Source organism: Streptomyces sp. NPDC025638, from assembly GCF_055558775.1.
Genome location: NZ_JBVHLX010000024.1, coordinates 1 through 16,366 on the forward strand (window position 1 = coordinate 1; position 16,366 = coordinate 16,366).

Consider the following 16,366-nt stretch of genomic DNA (forward strand, 5'->3'; position numbering starts at 1 on the left):
GCGATGCGCTGGGTCGCCAAGAACGTGGTCGCCGCGGGCCTGGCCTCCCGCTGCGAGGTCCAGGTCGCCTACGCGATCGGCAAGGCCGAGCCCGTCGGTCTCTTCGTCGAGACCTTCGGCACCCACAAGATCGAGCCCGAGAAGATCGAGAAGGCGATCGACGAGGTCTTCGACCTCCGTCCGGCCGCGATCATCCGCGACCTCGACCTGCTCCGCCCGATCTACGCCCAGACCGCGGCGTACGGCCACTTCGGCCGCGAACTCCCCGACTTCACCTGGGAGCGCACGGACCGCGTGGACGCGCTGCGCAAGGCCGCGGGGCTGTAAGCCCCGAGTGCCGCCTCCCGCCGAGGTCCGGCTTCCCTTCGGGGGCCGGGCCTCGGCGTTTCACAACACGGCTGATTCACCGGCCGGGAAAATGGCTCGCGGGCGATCCGTCACGCCCTTACGGTGGGGATCTCTCGGTGCGATGACCGCGGTTACTTCGGTGGAGTGCGCTTCGTGCGTGCGGTGAAACTGGCTTTGCACAGACCGTTGTCGACTGGATCTCGGGAGAACGACGCCGCCCGGTGCGAGGGTCACGGGTACTTCAACTTCCGGAATGATTTCCACGCAGGTTCGAATCCTGCTGCCGGTCCTGGACCGGTATGGCCGAGCGGCCCAAGGCAGAAGTCAGCGCCTGACGGCGGCCGTGGCCGGGTTGATCTCGGGCGGGCGTCGGTTGTCAGTGGCTTTTGGTAAAAATGCAAGCGTGAGCAGCGAGAACGGGCAGGGGGACGGCGGGGCCGAAGCGGCGCCGCCGGAGCAGCTCGCGCTCATCCGGGAGAGCGTGCGGGGCGCCAAGGTGCCGCGGGCCAAGCCCCGGACCTGGCGCGGGGCCGCGCTCGCCAAGGAGCTGCCCGTCGCACGAGTGCTGGTCGACAAGGGCGTGCTCCACCTCGACCGGTACTTCGACTACGCCGTGCCCGAGGAACTGGATGCCGAGGCCCAGCCCGGGGTGCGGGTGCGGGTGCGGTTCGGCGCCGGCCGGCATCGCGTGCGGGACGGGCGCCGCGAGGGCGGCGGGCTCATCGACGGCTTCCTCGTGGAGCGGCGGGCCGAGTCCGACTACTCGGGGCCGCTGGCCGCGCTGGCCCAGGTGGTGTCGCCCGAACCCGTGCTGAGCGCAGAGCTCCTCGGCCTGGCCAGGGCCGTCGCCGACCGGTACGCGGGCAGCCTCGCCGATGTGCTGCAACTGGCCGTGCCACCGCGCAGCGCGCGAGCCGAACAGCGCCCCTCGCCCCCGCCACTGCCCCCGCCGGCGGCGCCCGACGCCGGGTCCTGGTCCCGGTACGAGCACGGGCCGGCGTTCGTCGAGTCGCTGGCTTCGGGCGGCGCGCCCCGTGCCGTGTGGAACGCGCTGCCCGGACCGGAGTGGAGCGAGGAGCTCGCGCGGGCTGTCGCGGCGACGCTCGCCTCGGGACGCGGCGCGCTCGTCGTCGTACCGGACGGACGGGCCGCCGCCCGGGTCGACGCGGCGCTGACCGCGCTGCTCGGCGAGGGACGCCATGCGCTGCTCACCGCCGACGCCGGGCCCGAGAAGCGATACGCACAATGGCTCGCCGTGCGGCGGGGTTCCGTGCGAGCCGTCGTCGGCACGCGGGCCGCCATCTTCGCGCCCGTGCAGGACCTCGGACTGGTCGCCATCTGGGACGACGGGGACGACAGCCACAGCGAGCAGCACGCGCCGCAGCCGCACGCCCGGGATGTGCTCCTGCTGCGCGCGGCCCTGGACAGGTGCGGCTTCCTGCTGGGCGGCTGGAGCTGCACCGTGGAGGCCGCACAGCTCGTGGAGAACGGCTGGGCGCGCCCCCTGATCGCGGGCCGGGAGCAGGTGCGGCGGGCCGCGCCCCTTGTGCGGACGGTGGGGGACGGCGACCTCGCCCGGGACGAGGCCGCCCGTGCCGCCCGGCTGCCGACGCTGGCCTGGCAGACGGTCCGGGAGGGACTCAAGCACGGGCCGGTCCTCGTGCAGGTGCCCCGGCGGGGGTATGTGCCGCGCATGGCCTGTGCCCAGTGCCGGGCGCCCGCGCGGTGCCGGCACTGTTCCGGGCCGTTGGAGGCGCGGGACGCGGGGGCGTTGCGGTGCGGGTGGTGCGGTCGCGAGGAGGGTGCCTGGCACTGTCCGGAGTGCGGCGGCTTCCGGCTGCGGGCCCAGGTCGTGGGGGCGCGGCGGACCGCCGAGGAACTGGGGCGGGCCTTTCCCGCCGTACCGGTGCGCACCTCGGGGCGGGAGCACGTGCTGGACACGGTGCCGGGGACTCCCGCGCTGGTCGTGAGCACACCCGGGGCCGAACCCGTCGCCGAGGGCGGCTATGCGGCGGCCCTGCTGCTGGACGGCTGGGCCATGCTGGGCCGTCCCGACCTGCGGGCCGGAGAGGACGCGCTGCGCCGGTGGATCGGTGCCTGTGCGCTCGTACGGCCGCAGGGGGACCGGGGCACCGTGGTGGTCGTCGCCGAGCCGACGCTGCGACCGGTGCAGGCGCTGGTGCGCTGGGACCCCGTCGGACACGCGGTGCGGGAGCTGTCCGAGCGAGCGGAGCTGGGATTTCCGCCGGTGTCCCGGATGGCCGCGGTGTCGGGCACGGCGGAGGCCGTCGCGGAGTTCCTGCACACGGTCGAACTGCCGTCGGACGCCGAGGTGTTGGGGCCCGTGCCGATGCCGGTCACCCTTCCGGGGCGACCGAGGCGGACCGGGGCGCCACCGCCCGGGGAGCACTGGGAGCGCGCGCTCGTGCGGGTGCCGCCGGGAAGCGGGGCGGCGCTGGCATCCGCGCTGAAATCGGCGCAGGCCGCGCGGATGGCGCGGGGGAGCGGGAGCGGGGAGGCCGTACGGGTGCGGATCGATCCGCCGGACATCGGGTGAGGTACGCGGAGGTCGGGTCGGGCTCGCGGACAACGGGTGAGACCCGCAGGGGTGGGATGGGGCCCGCGGACATCGGGTCGGGCTGGCGGCCATCGGATGGGACCCGCGGAGGTCGGGTGGGGCCCGCGGTCATCGGGTCGGGCTGGCGGCCATCGGGTGAGACCCGCGGAGGTCGGGTCAGGCTCACGGCCATCGGGTGAGACCCGCGGTCATCGGGTCGGGCTGGCGGCCATCGGATGGGACCCGCGGAGGTCGGGGTGAAGCCCACGGCCATTGGGTCAGGCCCACGGATGTCGGGTGAGGCCCACGGATGTCGGGTGAAGCCCTCGGCGGCGGGGTGAGGCCCGGCGTGCGGCTGCCCTCCCGGATGCCTGCCGGGAGGGCGGCGTGAGGGTGCGTCAGCCGTTGCGCGGGCTGGGGAAGGCCGTCGGCCTGGCCTCGTCGCGGAGCGTGGGGCTGCCCGCGGTGGGCTGGGTCGGCATGGAGCGGGCCGCGGGGACCGTGGGGACCGCGGGGAGGCCGGTGTTCACATTGAGCGTGCGGGTCCCGGACGGCTCCGTGGTGCGCTCGGCCTCGGCGGCCGCCTGGGCCGCGGCGCGCCGGGCGCCGTAACGGCGGTGCACCGCCTGCTTGGTGACGCCGAGTGCGGAGCCCACCGCGTCCCACGAGAAGCCGAGCGAGCGGTCGAAGTCCACGGCGGCCGTGACCAGGGTCTCGACGCTGTCCCGGAGTTCCTGCGCGAGACGCACGGTCGGGGCGGGGGCGCGTCCGTAGACGACGAAGCCCGTGGAGGGGCCGGAGCGGCGCGGGCGGTAGACGTTGCCCAACTGGGCGGTGAGCGTGCGCAGTGCGTCCACCTGGCGGCGGACCCGCTCGATGTCCCGCACCAGCAAGTGCAGGCTGGCCCGGGCCTGGGCGTCGTGGGTTGCGTGGTCGGCCATGAACAAGCCTCTCGAACCGGCGTTGAAAGGAATTGGGCCGCCGAATGCGGCCCTTTGTGGTCAACTCTTTCTTGACCAACGCGTTTGCGCTCCGCTGGTCACGGTGTGGGGGCGTACGGGCATATGCGTACGCCGGTTTGCCCACCCGTGCACCACCTGTCTCCAGTCAGGTGAAAAACCGGCGTGTGCCGTGGAGGTTGCTCGCCGTCGGCGGACTTGCGTGCGTGGTCATAGACTTGGGGGCTGCCCGCCAGTCGCCACCGCCCGAGAGGCCCGAACCCTTCCATGAAGCTCGTCTTCGCCGGTACCCCCGAGGTCGCCGTTCCCGCCCTGGACGCTCTCATCGCCTCCGGGCGGCACGAGGTGGCAGCCGTCGTCACGCGGCCCGACGCGCCGGCCGGGCGCGGGCGCAGGCTGGTCGCGTCACCCGTGGCCGAGCGGGCGGAGGAGGCCGGGATCGAGGTGCTGAAGCCGCTCAAGCCGCGGGACCCCGAGTTCCTGGAGCGGCTCGCGCAGATCGCCCCGGACTGCTGTCCCGTGGTCGCCTACGGAGCCCTGCTGCCCCGCGTCGCCCTCGACGTCCCCGCCCACGGCTGGGTCAACCTGCACTTCTCGCTGCTGCCCGCCTGGCGCGGGGCGGCGCCCGTGCAGCACTCCATCATGGCGGGGGACGAGATCACGGGTGCCTCCACCTTCCTCATCGAGGAGGGGCTGGACTCGGGGCCGGTGTACGGGACCGTCACCGAGGAGATCCGGCCCACCGACACCAGCGGCGACCTGCTCACCCGGCTCGCCTTCGCCGGTGCCGGGCTGCTCGCCGCGACCATGGACGGCATCGAGGACGGCTCGCTCAAGGCCGTGCCGCAGCCGGCCGACGGCATCACCCTGGCGCCGAAGATCACCGTCGAGGACGCCCGGATCGACTGGGCCGTCCCGGCCCTGCGCGTCGACCGGGTGGTGCGCGGCTGCACCCCGGCCCCCGGCGCCTGGACCACCTTCCGCGGCGAACGGCTCAAGCTCGTCCACGCCACGCCCGTACCGGAGCGGACCGATCTGCTGCCGGGGCAGCTGGCCGTCGGCAAGAACAGCGTGCACGTGGGCACCGGGTCCTACGCCGTGGAGCTGCTTTGGGTGCAGGCCCAGGGCAAGAAGCCGATGCGGGCGGCGGACTGGGCGCGTGGGGTGCGGATCGCGGTGGGCGAGACGCTGGGCGGCTGAAGCACGGCCCCGGCCCCTCCCGTCGGGGATTTCCCGGCGTACGTGGCGGCACCGCGCAGGCCCCCGGGACGTACGCTGGGATCTGCACCCATCCCACATCCGGAGCACCTTTTTCGTGAGTGAGCAGTCCCGGCGGCCTCGCAAGCCCGCCAAGCCCTACCGCCGTCCCCAGAAGGACCCCGTCCGCATCCTCGCGTTCGAGGCCCTGCGCGCCGTGGACGAGCGGGACGCGTACGCCAACCTCGTCCTGCCCCCGCTGCTGCGGAAGGCGCGGGAGAAGGAGGGCCCCGACAAGTTCGACGGCCGGGACGCCGCCCTCGCCACTGAGCTGGTATACGGGACACTGCGCCGGCAGGGCACGTACGACGCGGTGATCGCCGCCTGCGTCGACCGGCCGCTGCGGGAGGTCGACCCGCCGGTCCTCGACGTGCTCAGCCTCGGTGCGCACCAGCTGCTCGGGACCCGCATCCCGACGCACGCCGCCGTGTCCGCCTCCGTCGAGCTCGCGCGCGTCGTCCTCGGCGACGGGCGGGCCAAGTTCGTCAACGCCGTGCTCCGCAAGGTCGCCCAGCACGACCTCGACGGGTGGCTGGAGCGGGTCGCGCCGCCCTACGACGAGGATCCCGAGGACCATCTCGCCGTCGTGCACTCGCACCCCCGCTGGGTCGTCTCCGCGCTGTGGGACTCGCTCGGCGGCGGGCGGGCCGGGATCGAGGACCTGCTGGAGGCCGACAACGAGCGGCCCGAGGTGACCCTCGTCGCCCGGCCCGGGCGGGCCACGGCCGAGGAGCTGCTCCGCGAGGAGGCCGCCGTGCCGGGGCGCTGGTCGCCGTATGCCGTGCGGCTCGCCGAGGGCGGGGAGCCGGGCGCCGTCGAGGCCGTCCGGGAGGGCCGGGCCGGTGTACAGGACGAGGGCAGCCAGCTGGTCGCCCTCGCACTCGCCAACGCGCCGCTGGAGGGCCCGGACGAGAAGTGGCTCGACGGATGCGCGGGGCCCGGCGGCAAGGCCGCACTGCTGGCCGCGCTCGCCGCCGAACGCGGGGCCGCGCTGCTCGCCTCCGAGAAGCAGCCGCACCGCGCCGGCCTGGTGGCGAAGGCCCTGGCCGGCAACCCGGGGCCGTACCAGGTCATCGCCGCCGACGGGACCCGGCCGCCGTGGCGGCCCGGCACCTTCGACCGTGTGCTGATGGACGTGCCGTGCACCGGTCTCGGCGCCCTGCGCAGACGGCCCGAGGCCAGGTGGCGCCGCCGCCCGGAGGACCTGGACAACTTCGCGCCGCTGCAGCGCGCCCTGCTGCGCACCGCGCTCGACTCGGTGCGGGTCGGCGGGGTCGTCGGCTACGCCACCTGCTCGCCGCACCTCGCCGAGACCCGTGCCGTGGTCCAGGACCTGCTCAAGCAGCGCCCGGACACCGAACTCGTCGACGCCCGCCCGCTGCTGCCCGGCGTACCGGCCCTCGGCGACGGACCCGACGTACAGCTGTGGCCGCATCTGCACGGCACCGACGCCATGTATCTGGCGCTCATCCGCCGGACCGGCTGACCTCGGACTCGCGCACGACCGGGACCTCACCGTCCTCGTGCGCGAGCCGGTGCGGCCACCACACCTTCCGGCCGGCGTCCAGGAACAGCGCCGTGACCAGCACCGACCGTACGACGAAGGTGTCCAGGAGGACGCCGAGGGCGACGGCGAAGCCGATCTCCGCGAAGGCCACCATGGGCAGGGTGCCGAGCGCGGCGAACGTCCCGGCCAGGACCAGGCCCGCGGACGTGATGACCGCTCCGGTCGCCGCCAGGCCCGTCACCACGCCGGGCCGGGTGCCCTGGCGGGCGGTCTCCTCGCGGATGCGGGTGGTCAGGAAGATGTTGTAGTCGATGCCCAGGGCCACCAGGAACACGAAGACGAACAGCGGGAAGTCCGTCTGCTCGCCCGCGTAGTCGAAGACGTGCCGGAAGGCGAGGGCGCTGGCGCCGAGGGCCGCCGCGAAGGACAGCACCACCGTGCCGATCAGCAGCAGCGGCGCCACCAGGGACCGCAGCAGCGCGCCCAGGATCAGCAGCACGACCAGCAGGACCGCCGGGATGATCAGCACATTGTCGTGCGTGGTCGCCCGCTCCATGTCCAGCAGGGCCGCGGTGCCGCCGCCCACCTGCGCGTCGGCGCCCGGCAGCGCGTGGACGGCGTCGCGCACACGCTCGACGGTGTGCTTGGCCGCCTTGCTGTCGGACGGGTCGGTCAGGGTCGCCTCGAACAGGACCTTGCCGTCGTACGAGGGTTTCGTCCCGGGCGGGACGGTGACGCTGTCCGGCGCGACACCGCGCGTACCGGCGACCGCCTGCCGCACCTGGTCGCCCTGCGCCCGGTCCGCCACGACCACCAGCGGGTCGCCGCTGCCCGCCGGGAAGTACCGCTGCGACACCTTCTGCCCGGTGATCGAGTCGGGGGTGCCGGTGAAGGCGTCCGCGTTGCCGATGCCGTCGGCGCGGAGCTGGAGGAGGCCCAGCGAGAGGACGGCCAGCGCCAGGGCGGTGGCGCCCCAGACGACCCGGGGCCGGTGGCTGATGCCGCGGCCCATACGGGCCCAGACGCCCCGCTCGGTCGGGTCGGACGAGCCGAAGTGCGGGACGACAGGCCAGAAGATCCAGCGGCCGACGAGCAGGAGCAGGGCCGGAAAGAGCGTGAGCATGGCCAGCAGCGCGACCGCCACGCCGAGCGCGGCGACCGGGCCCAGGCCGCGGGTGGAGTTCATCTCGGCGGCCAGCAGCACCAGCATGCTCAGCACCACGGTGGCGCCCGAGGCGAGCACCGCGGGGCCCGCGCGGTGCAGAGCCAGCGCCATCGCCTCGTGCCGGTCCTCGTGGCGGCGCAGCTCCTCCCGGTAGCGGGCGACGAGGAGCAGCGCGTAGTCGGTCCCGGCTCCGAAGACCAGCACGGTGAGGATGCCCGCGCTCTGGCCGTTGACGGTCAGGCCCGCGTGCCGGGCCAGGAGATAGATCAGCGCCTGCGACGTGAACAGGGCGACGACCACCGCGACGAGGGGCACGAAGAGCAGGACCGGGCTGCGGTAGGTCAGCAGCAGCATCACGATCACGACGCCCATCGCCGAGAGCAGCAGCGTGGAGTCGATGCCCTCGAAGGCCTTGGAGAAGTCGGCGGAGGTGCCGCCCGGCCCGGTGATGTGGACCGCGAGCCCGCCCGTGCTCCTGCCCACCCGGTCGCGCAGGGTGTCGACGGCCGGGGCGAGCTCGGACCAGCCTTTGGCGTCCATCGTGATGGGCACGTAGATCTGGGCGGCCTTCGGCGCGGAAGCACTGTCGTAGACGGGTCCGCGTGTCTCGGCGCCGCGGATGCCGTGCGCGGTCAGGCCCTTGATCTCCTGGACGTCCCGCGCGATCCGCTGCTTGTCCCGCGTCGTGAGTCCGCCGTCGCGGGCGAACACGACGACCGCCGGTATCTGCTCGGGCCGGAAGTGGTTGGAGGTGTCTAGCACCTGGGTGGATTCCGCGGACCCGGGCAGCCAGGAGGCGGCGTCGTTGTCCTGGGCGTCCGTGAGCTTCTGGGCGAGTGGGCCCGCGAGCACGAGCGCCAGCAGCCAGAGGGCCACTATCAGCCACTTGCTGCGACGTCCGGTCAGGAATTTGATGAGCCCCTGGCGCACATGGCGCCCGTGGTCGTCCGATGGCGCCCCCCTCGGGCCCTGCCGTCACCTTCCCGCCTGCCCGGCAGGGCCCAGCCGCACGTAGAGCCGGTGGGCCGCCCAGCATGGCACGGCCCCGTCCGCAGGGCACCTGATTTGCAGAATGGTCTGTACCGTCGTGATCCAGCCGGGGACCGAGGCGAACATCCGTGCCCGGACATGGCAGGCTTGGGTCATGGCCGTGCAGATCAACCCCAGCATCCTGTCCGCCGATTTCGCCCGCCTCGCGGAGGAGGCGAAGGCGGTGCAGGGAGCCGACTGGCTCCACGTCGACGTGATGGACAACCATTTCGTCCCGAACCTCACGCTCGGCGTGCCGGTCGTAGAGTCCCTGGCGCGTGCGACGGACACGCCGCTGGACTGCCATCTGATGATCGAGGACGCCGATCGGTGGGCGCCCCAGTACGTCGAAGCGGGTGCCTCGTCCGTCACCTTCCACGTCGAGGCGGCCGCCGCCCCGGTGCGGCTGGCCCGCGAGATCCGCGCCAAGGGCGCGCGTGCCTCCATGGCGCTCAAGCCCGCGACGCCCATCGAGCCGTACGAGGACCTGCTCCCCGAGCTCGACATGCTGCTGATCATGACGGTCGAGCCGGGCTTCGGCGGTCAGGCGTTCCTGGACATCATGCTTCCGAAGATCCGCCGCACGCGTCAGCTGATCGAGAAGCACGGTCTCGAACTCTGGCTGCAGGTCGACGGAGGAGTCTCCGCGTCCACGATCGAGCGGTGTGCGGACGCGGGCGCCGATGTCTTTGTCGCCGGTTCGGCGGTGTACGGGGCGAACGACCCGGCAGATGCGGTACGTGCGCTCCGCGCCCAGGCGGAGACGGCCACCGCCAAGGCGTCCTGGGCATGCGACCACTGAGCCACAACGACGTGAACAGCTAAGGGAACGGCGCCCATCAGGGCGGATCAGTCGCGCCGGATCTGCAAGGATGAACGGCGAATCCAGAGTGTGAACAGCAGTGAGGAGAACGCCGTGTCGGGTATGTCGGCGGGCCGGTCAGCCATGCGGATGGGACCCGCTGAGCTGGTGCAGGCGGCGGCCATGGCCCGCCGCTTCTACCTCGAGGGCAAGTCCAAGATCCAGATCGCGGAGGAGTTCGGCGTCAGCCGCTTCAAAGTGGCCCGGGTTCTGGAGACTGCCCTCGAACGGGATCTCGTACGCATCGAGATCCGCGTGCCGGCCGAGCTGGACGCCGAGCGCTCCGACGCGCTCCGTGCCCGCTACGGCCTGAGGCACGCCGTCGTGGTCGAATCCCCGGCCGAGGCCGAGGAGACCCCCGACCCCGAGAACCTCGGCGAGGTGGCGGCCGACCTGCTCGGCGAGCTCGTCAACGAGGGGGACGTCCTCGGACTGGCCTGGGGCCGGTCCACCATCCACATGGCGGCGGCGCTCGACCGGCTGCCGCCGTGCACGGTGGTGCAGCTGACGGGCGTGTACGACGCCGGGACCGCCGAGCGCGGCTCCGTCGAGGCCGTCCGCCGCGCCGCCCAGGTGTCCGGCGGCGACGCGCACCCCATCTACGCGCCGATGCTGCTGCCGGACGCGGCCACCGCGGCCGCGCTGCGCCACCAGACCGGGATCGCCCGGGCCTTCGAGTACTTCGACAAGGTCACGGTCGCCTGTGTCTCCATCGGCTCCTGGGAGCCGGGCATCTCGACGGTGCACGACATGCTCAGCGACGAGGAGCGGGCGCACTACGCCTCGCTCGGTGTCGCCGCCGAGATGTCCGCGCATCTCTTCGACGCCGAGGGCCGACGCGTCGGCCGGGACCTGGGGGAGCGGTGCATCACGGTCAAGGCCGACCAGCTCCGTCGTATCCCCGAGGTCGTGGCGATCGCCGGCGGCCAGCGCAAGGCGTCCGCGATCGACGCGGTGCTGCGGTCGGGTCTGGTCACCAGCCTGGTGACGGACACGTCGGCGGCGGACTATCTGATGACCGCGGGCCCCACGCCGAAGCCCGCCCTGAACCGGGCGGACCCGGACGGCGCCTGAGGGCGGCCCGCGGCAGGTCATGAGGGGACGGCCGTCACAGCACCGACAGCGTGCTGCTGCGGTTCGTCCCCCGCGTGCTTTCCGATGATCATTACGACACATTCAGGACGGTGCTGAGATGACGAGCCGGCGGGTGGTGACGCTGGACCTCGGCGGGGTCGCCGACAAGGCCGCGTTCATGGACCGCTTCGCGCGGACCCTGGCCCTGCCCGACTGGTTCGGCCGCAACTGGGACGCGCTCGCCGACAGCCTCGGCGACCCCTCGTTCTGGCCGCCGGACGCGGCCGAGAACGGGCTGCTCCTCGTCGTCGGCGGCTGGCTGGAGTACGCGGCGGCCCGGCCCGACGAGTGGGCGGTGGCACTGGAGGTGTTCACCGAGGCGTCCGGCCGCGGACCCCTCCTGACGGTGGCGCTGGCGCTGGGCTGACCGGGGCCGGTTCGGCAGATCCTCCGAACGCCCTTTGACCTGCCTGGATGATTTGACCGGGCATCGCATTCCGGCCGTCATGGGACAATGAAGTACGTGCTTCTCCCCCGGGCTGACCTGTCCGGGGGTCACCTCTGATCGACTGGGATGTGCGGCACGTGCGTTTCCTCAATGACATCCAGCCCGCGTACGACCTGACGTACGACGACGTGTTCATGGTGCCGAGCCGCTCCGCGGTCGGCTCGCGTCAGGGCGTGGACCTCAGCTCCCCGGACGGCACGGGCACCACGATCCCGCTGGTCGTCGCCAACATGACCGCGATCGCGGGCCGCCGGATGGCGGAGACCGTGGCCCGGCGCGGCGGCCTGGTGGTGATTCCCCAGGACATCCCGATCGACGTCGTCACCGATGTCGTCTCCTGGGTCAAGAGCCGCCATCTGGTCCTCGACACGCCGATCGTGCTGGCCCCGCACCAGACCGTCGCCGACGCGCTGGGTCTGCTGTCCAAGCGGGCGCACAACGCCGGCGTGGTCGTCGACGAGGACGGCCGCCCGATCGGTGTCGTCACCGACCGGGACCTGACCGGCGTCGACCGCTTCACCCAGCTCACCGAGATCATGTCGACGGACCTGCTGCTGCTCGACGCCGACATCGCGCCGCGCGAGGCCTTCAACACCCTCGACGGGCACAACCGCCGCTACGCCCCGGCCGTGGACAAGGACGGCAGGCTCGCCGGCATCCTCACCCGCAAGGGCGCCCTGCGCGCCACGCTCTACACCCCGGCCACCGACGCCAACGGCAAGCTGCGCATCGCCGCCGCCGTCGGCATCAACGGCGATGTGGCGGGCAAGGCCAAGCAGCTGCTCGACGCGGGCGTCGACACGCTGGTCATCGACACCGCGCACGGCCACCAGGAGTCGATGATCAGCGCCATCAAGCTGGTGCGCGACCTCGACCCGCAGGTGCCGATCGTGGCGGGCAACATCGTCTCCGTCGAGGGCGTCAAGGATCTGATCGACGCCGGCGCGGACATCATCAAGGTCGGTGTCGGCCCCGGCGCCATGTGCACCACCCGGATGATGACCGGTGTCGGCCGGCCGCAGTTCTCCGCGGTCCTGGAGTGCGCTGCCGAGGCGAAGAAGTACGGCAAGCACGTCTGGGCCGACGGCGGTGTCCGGCACCCGCGCGATGTCGCGATGGCGCTCGCGGCCGGTGCGTCCAACGTGATGGTCGGCTCGTGGTTCGCGGGCACCTACGAGTCGCCGGGCGACCTGCAGCAGGACGCCGACGGCCGACTGTACAAGGAGTCGTACGGCATGGCGTCCGCGCGCGCGGTGCGCAACCGCACGTCGGAGGAGTCGGCCTACGACCGTGCCCGCAAGGCGCTGTTCGAGGAGGGCATCTCCACCTCCCGGATGTTCCTCGACCCGGTCCGTCCGGGCGTCGAGGACCTGATCGACTCGATCATCGCGGGCGTCCGTTCCTCGTGCACCTACGCCGGCGCGGCCTCCCTGGAGGAGTTCGCCGAGAAGGCCATCGTCGGCATCCAGAGCGCGGCGGGCTACGCCGAGGGCGAGCCGCTGCACGCCAGTTGGAGCTGAGTCGGCACCCTGCTTCCACGCGGCCCCCGTCCTCCCGGCACCCGGGAGGACGGGGCCGTCGGCGTCTGTGTGAACCGTGCTTCCGAGGCCTGTGCGCAACGCTCGAAAGCCATGGCGCAACAAATGGACACGCTCCACGGATGAACGCAATGATCTTGCGGGTATGCGCAAGGTTGCTGCATTACGCCCGTAAAGCCCTGGCTCATAGGGTGCTGCGCTGTACGTGGTGTGGCGGGGACCCCGCTCGGTGGGTTCCTGCCCTCGCAGGAATGCCTCCGGTCCCCGCCACCCTGAGTGGCAGCGATAAGGAGCCAGCGCGTGCTCGACCAAGGCGCACCCCCGCAGAACCGTAGAGAGACCGCATCAGCATCCCCGGGCGTTGCCGCGGGCCTCATGCGTCGCAAGCCCGTGGAAAGCCTGGTCGCGGAGGGCGGCCAGGGCGAGGGAGGCACGCTCCGGCGCTCCCTCGGCCTGTGGCAGCTGACGATGATCAGCATCGGTGCCACGCTCGGCACCGGCATCTTCGTCGTCCTCGGCGACGCCGTTCCGGAGGCCGGTCCCGCGGTCACCCTGGCCTTTGTGATCGCCGGTCTCACGGCGCTGTTCTCGGCCCTGTCGTACGCCGAGCTGGCGGGCAGCATCCCGGTCGCCGGCTCCTCCTACTCGTATGCGTACGCAACGATGGGTGAGCTGGTCGCCTGGGTCTGCGGCTGGTGCCTCGTGCTGGAGTACGGCGTGTCGGTGGCCGCGGTCGCCGTCGGCTGGGGCGAGTACCTGAACGAGCTGCTGGACGGCACCATAGGCGTCACCATCCCGGCCGCCCTGTCCTCGGCGCCCGGCGAGGGCAACGGCATCATCAACCTGCCCGCCCTGATCGTCGTTCTCCTGGCGATGGTGTTCCTGCTCGGTGGCGCACGTGAGTCCGCCCGGGCCAACACGATCATGGTGTGCGTGAAGATCGCCGCCCTGGTGCTCTTCTGCTCCATCGGTTTCATGGGCTTCAAGTCCGGCAACTACGCCGACTTCATGCCGCTCGGCATGGCCGGGGTCAGCGCCGCCGGTGCCACGCTGTTCTTCTCGTACATCGGCTTCGACGCCGCCTCCACCGCCGGTGAGGAGGCGAAGAACCCCAAGCGGGACCTTCCGCGGGCGATCATGCTGTCGCTGATCATCGTGACCGCGCTGTACGTGCTCGTCGCGGCCGTCGCCGTCGGCGCCTGGAACTGGAAGAAGTTCGACGGCTCGGAGGCCACCCTCGCCGCGATCATGAACGATGTCAGCGGCCAGACCTTCTGGGGCACGCTGCTCGCCCTGGGCGCGGTCATCTCCATCGCGAGCGTGGTGCTCACCGTGCTCTACGGCCAGACCCGCATCCTGTTCGCGATGTCCCGCGACGGTCTGGTGCCCAAGGCGCTCGGCAAGGTCCACCCGAAGACCGGTGCCCCCCGCCTCAACACGGTGATCGTGTCCCTGTTCTGCGGTGTGCTCGGCGCGCTCATCCCGCTGGGCAAGCTCGTCGACGCCACCAGCATCGGCACGCTGTTCGCCTTCGGGCTGGTCAACATCGCGGTCGTCATCCTGCGGTACCGGCGGCCGGAGCTGGAGCGCACGTTCAAGGTGCCGTTCGGGCCGGTTCTGCCGGTGCTGGGCTTCCTGTTCTGCGCGTACAACATGTTCAGCCTCGACACCGTCACATGGGTCGTCTTCGGGTGCTGGATGGCTGCCGGACTCGTGTTCTACTTCCTGTACGGCTACCGCCGTTCCCGACTCGCAACACCTGAGAGCTGATCAACCCACTGTGCTGAACGATCTCGACGAACGCATCGTGCACGCCCTCGCCGAGGACGCCCGCCGCTCCTACGCGGACATCGGGCAGTTGGTCGGCCTGTCCGCGCCCGCCGTGAAGCGGCGCGTGGACCGGCTGCGGGCCACCGGAGCCATCACCGGTTTCACCGTACGGGTCGACCCGGCGGCGCTCGGCTGGGAGACCGAGGGGTTCGTCGAGATCTACTGCCGGCGCAACACCTCGCCGGAGACCATCCAGCGGGGTCTGGAGCGCTACCAGGAGGTCGTGGCCGCCTCCACCGTCACCGGTGAGGCGGACGCGGTCGCCCAGGTCTTCGCCTCCGACATGCGCCACTTCGAGCGCGTGCTGGAGCGGATCGCGGGGGAGCCGTTCGTGGAACGAACCAAGTCCGTCCTGGTGCTCTCGCCGCTGCTGCGGAGATTCTCCTCGGGTTCGCCCACCTGAGCCGCGCTATGCGTAGCGGCGGCCGACCGAGGTGAGGAGGCGGCGTACGGCCAGGGCGTGGCCGCCGGTACCGATGACGGCGAAGCGGTAGAGCGTGCCGAGGGGGCCGGGGAAGCGGGCCCGGGTTTCGGCTCGTAGCAGGGTGTGGCCGGGGCCGGCCGCGTCCAGGTGGAAGACCAGGGCGTAGGTCGAGAAGCGGTGGCGTCCGGCGAGGACCAGTTCGCGGCCCGGGCGCGCGGAGACCACCCGGAACCCGGCGAACACCGAGCCCTCGGCCGGTGGGCGGCGTGGCCCGGACACCGTGTGATCGGCGGCGCCGACCAGGCGTGCGTAGCCGGTTGCGCGCGGGCGGGAGAACGAGTGGTCCAGGACGTCGCCGAGACCGCGCCAGACGGCGTCGGGCTGCGCCGCGACGAGGGTCGTGTGCTCGTCGACGAACGGCAGTGCGGCGATCGCGGCGGGCTTCATTCGGGCTCCCCTCAGTCGGCCGTCTTGCGGGCCAGGGCGTTGCTCCCGATCGAATTGTGCACACTGAAGCTCACGGCGTCCGAGCGGTAGCGGTCGTCCGACCACTCCACCGGGCGCCCTTCACGGGTCGTCGTCACCCTGCGGACCCGCAGCAGGGGGCTGGTGCGGCGGATGCCGAGCAGCTCGGCGTCCTGGGCGCTCGCCGCCACCGCGTCGATGACGTGCTCGCCGTAGGCGAAGACCAGGCCCGTGTCCTCGAAGAGCCGCTGGGTGACGGACGGGCAGTCCGGCTCGATGGCCTCGACGGCCGGGGCGATCCAGTCGGCGTACACGGTCCGCTCCAGCAGGACCGGCTCGCCGTCCAGACCGCGCACCCGCAGGACGTGCAACACGGGCGTCCCCGCGCGCAGTTGGAGGCGGACGGCGTCCTCCTTGGTCGCCGGGCGGTGCTCCTGCGCGACGACATGACCCGTCGCCTCACGGCCCATCGCCCGTGCCCACTGCGCGAAGCTGCGCAGTTCCTCGAAGCTCTGGCTGCGACGGCTGGCCAGCACCACCCTGCGGGCGCCCTGGCGGGAACCGATGAGTCCCTCGGTGGTGAGGGTCGCGACGGCCTGGCGCAAGGTGCCGCGTGAGACGCCGTACTGCGCGGCGAGTTCCGTCTCCGAGGGCAGCCGACTGCCGACTGTGTACTCCTCGCGGTCGATCGCCCGTCGCAGTTCATCGGCGATCTCCTCGTGTCGCGCAGTCATGCTTCCCCTCTGAGTAGATCGCTGTGCACAGCGTGACCAGCCTAATCGAGACCTGAGCGTGATCTGAAACGGTCTGGATTGTGCACACAACAAGCGGTCAAAGTTTCTC

At 72.1% G+C, this 16,366-nt stretch carries 14 protein-coding genes; 10 read left to right on the top strand and 4 right to left on the bottom strand.

Features of this window, described 5'->3' with window-relative positions:
* Together ACZ4EG_RS40690 and ACZ4EG_RS40695 are read left to right on the top strand one after the other, a co-directional pair.
* Positions 1-327 (top strand): methionine adenosyltransferase domain-containing protein (locus ACZ4EG_RS40690; RefSeq protein WP_467794203.1); only part of this gene is annotated, 327 nt, incomplete at its 5' end.
* Positions 328-751: 424 nt separating this feature from the next.
* Positions 752-2,905, top strand: a complete 2,154-nt coding sequence (locus ACZ4EG_RS40695) for a primosomal protein N' (RefSeq protein WP_467794204.1) — start codon at positions 752-754, stop codon at positions 2,903-2,905.
* 398 nt (positions 2,906-3,303) lie between these two features.
* Here the strand turns inward: ACZ4EG_RS40695 and ACZ4EG_RS40700 are convergent, their stop codons facing one another.
* Positions 3,304-3,846, bottom strand: a complete 543-nt coding sequence (locus ACZ4EG_RS40700; RefSeq protein ID WP_467794205.1) for a hypothetical protein — start codon at positions 3,844-3,846, stop codon at positions 3,304-3,306.
* Positions 3,847-4,131: 285 nt separating this feature from the next.
* Between ACZ4EG_RS40700 and fmt the strand changes: the two genes are divergently transcribed.
* Positions 4,132-5,064: a methionyl-tRNA formyltransferase gene (gene fmt / locus ACZ4EG_RS40705; protein ID WP_467794206.1), complete on the top strand. Its 933-nt coding sequence runs from the start codon at positions 4,132-4,134 to the stop codon at positions 5,062-5,064.
* 115 nt (positions 5,065-5,179) lie between these two features.
* Positions 5,180-6,607, top strand: a complete 1,428-nt coding sequence (locus ACZ4EG_RS40710; protein ID WP_467794207.1) for an RsmB/NOP family class I SAM-dependent RNA methyltransferase — start codon at positions 5,180-5,182, stop codon at positions 6,605-6,607.
* On the opposite strand, the gene ACZ4EG_RS40715 is transcribed toward ACZ4EG_RS40710, so the two are convergent.
* A complete protein-coding gene (locus tag ACZ4EG_RS40715; RefSeq protein ID WP_467794208.1) occupies positions 6,588-8,723 on the bottom strand; it encodes an MMPL family transporter in 2,136 nt (711 codons plus the stop codon). The genes ACZ4EG_RS40710 and ACZ4EG_RS40715 overlap by 20 nt on opposite strands.
* 214 nt (positions 8,724-8,937) lie before the next feature.
* Here ACZ4EG_RS40715 and rpe point away from each other — a divergent pair, with 214 nt between their 5' ends.
* The 6 genes from rpe to ACZ4EG_RS40745 all read left to right on the top strand — a co-directional run bounded on the left by rpe (position 8,938) and on the right by ACZ4EG_RS40745 (position 15,037).
* Positions 8,938-9,624: a ribulose-phosphate 3-epimerase gene (gene rpe / locus ACZ4EG_RS40720; RefSeq protein WP_467794209.1), complete on the top strand. Its 687-nt coding sequence runs from the start codon at positions 8,938-8,940 to the stop codon at positions 9,622-9,624.
* Between the two features lie 90 nt (positions 9,625-9,714).
* Complete coding sequence (locus tag ACZ4EG_RS40725) at positions 9,715-10,758, top strand: sugar-binding transcriptional regulator (protein WP_453558017.1); 1,044 nt, start codon at positions 9,715-9,717, stop codon at positions 10,756-10,758.
* 118 nt (positions 10,759-10,876) lie between these two features.
* Positions 10,877-11,185: a barstar family protein gene (locus ACZ4EG_RS40730; RefSeq protein ID WP_390712450.1), complete on the top strand. Its 309-nt coding sequence runs from the start codon at positions 10,877-10,879 to the stop codon at positions 11,183-11,185.
* Positions 11,186-11,343: 158 nt separating this feature from the next.
* Positions 11,344-12,786: a GuaB1 family IMP dehydrogenase-related protein gene (locus ACZ4EG_RS40735; protein WP_467794210.1), complete on the top strand. Its 1,443-nt coding sequence runs from the start codon at positions 11,344-11,346 to the stop codon at positions 12,784-12,786.
* A gap of 318 nt (positions 12,787-13,104) precedes the next feature.
* The gene (locus ACZ4EG_RS40740) at positions 13,105-14,574 is read left to right on the top strand and encodes an amino acid permease (RefSeq protein ID WP_467794211.1); all 1,470 of its coding nucleotides are present in this window, start codon (positions 13,105-13,107) and stop codon (positions 14,572-14,574) included.
* Positions 14,575-14,584: 10 nt separating this feature from the next.
* Entirely contained in the window at positions 14,585-15,037 is a 453-nt protein-coding gene (locus tag ACZ4EG_RS40745) for an Lrp/AsnC family transcriptional regulator (protein WP_205385847.1), read from the top strand.
* A 6-nt stretch (positions 15,038-15,043) separates the two neighbouring features.
* Here ACZ4EG_RS40745 and ACZ4EG_RS40750 read toward each other — a convergent pair whose 3' ends face one another.
* Together ACZ4EG_RS40750 and ACZ4EG_RS40755 are read right to left on the bottom strand one after the other, a co-directional pair.
* Positions 15,044-15,505: an SRPBCC family protein gene (locus ACZ4EG_RS40750; protein WP_467794212.1), complete on the bottom strand. Its 462-nt coding sequence runs from the start codon at positions 15,503-15,505 to the stop codon at positions 15,044-15,046.
* A gap of 11 nt (positions 15,506-15,516) precedes the next feature.
* The gene (locus ACZ4EG_RS40755; RefSeq protein WP_453558010.1) at positions 15,517-16,257 is read right to left on the bottom strand and encodes a GntR family transcriptional regulator; all 741 of its coding nucleotides are present in this window, start codon (positions 16,255-16,257) and stop codon (positions 15,517-15,519) included.
* Between the last annotated feature and the right edge of the window lie 109 nt (positions 16,258-16,366).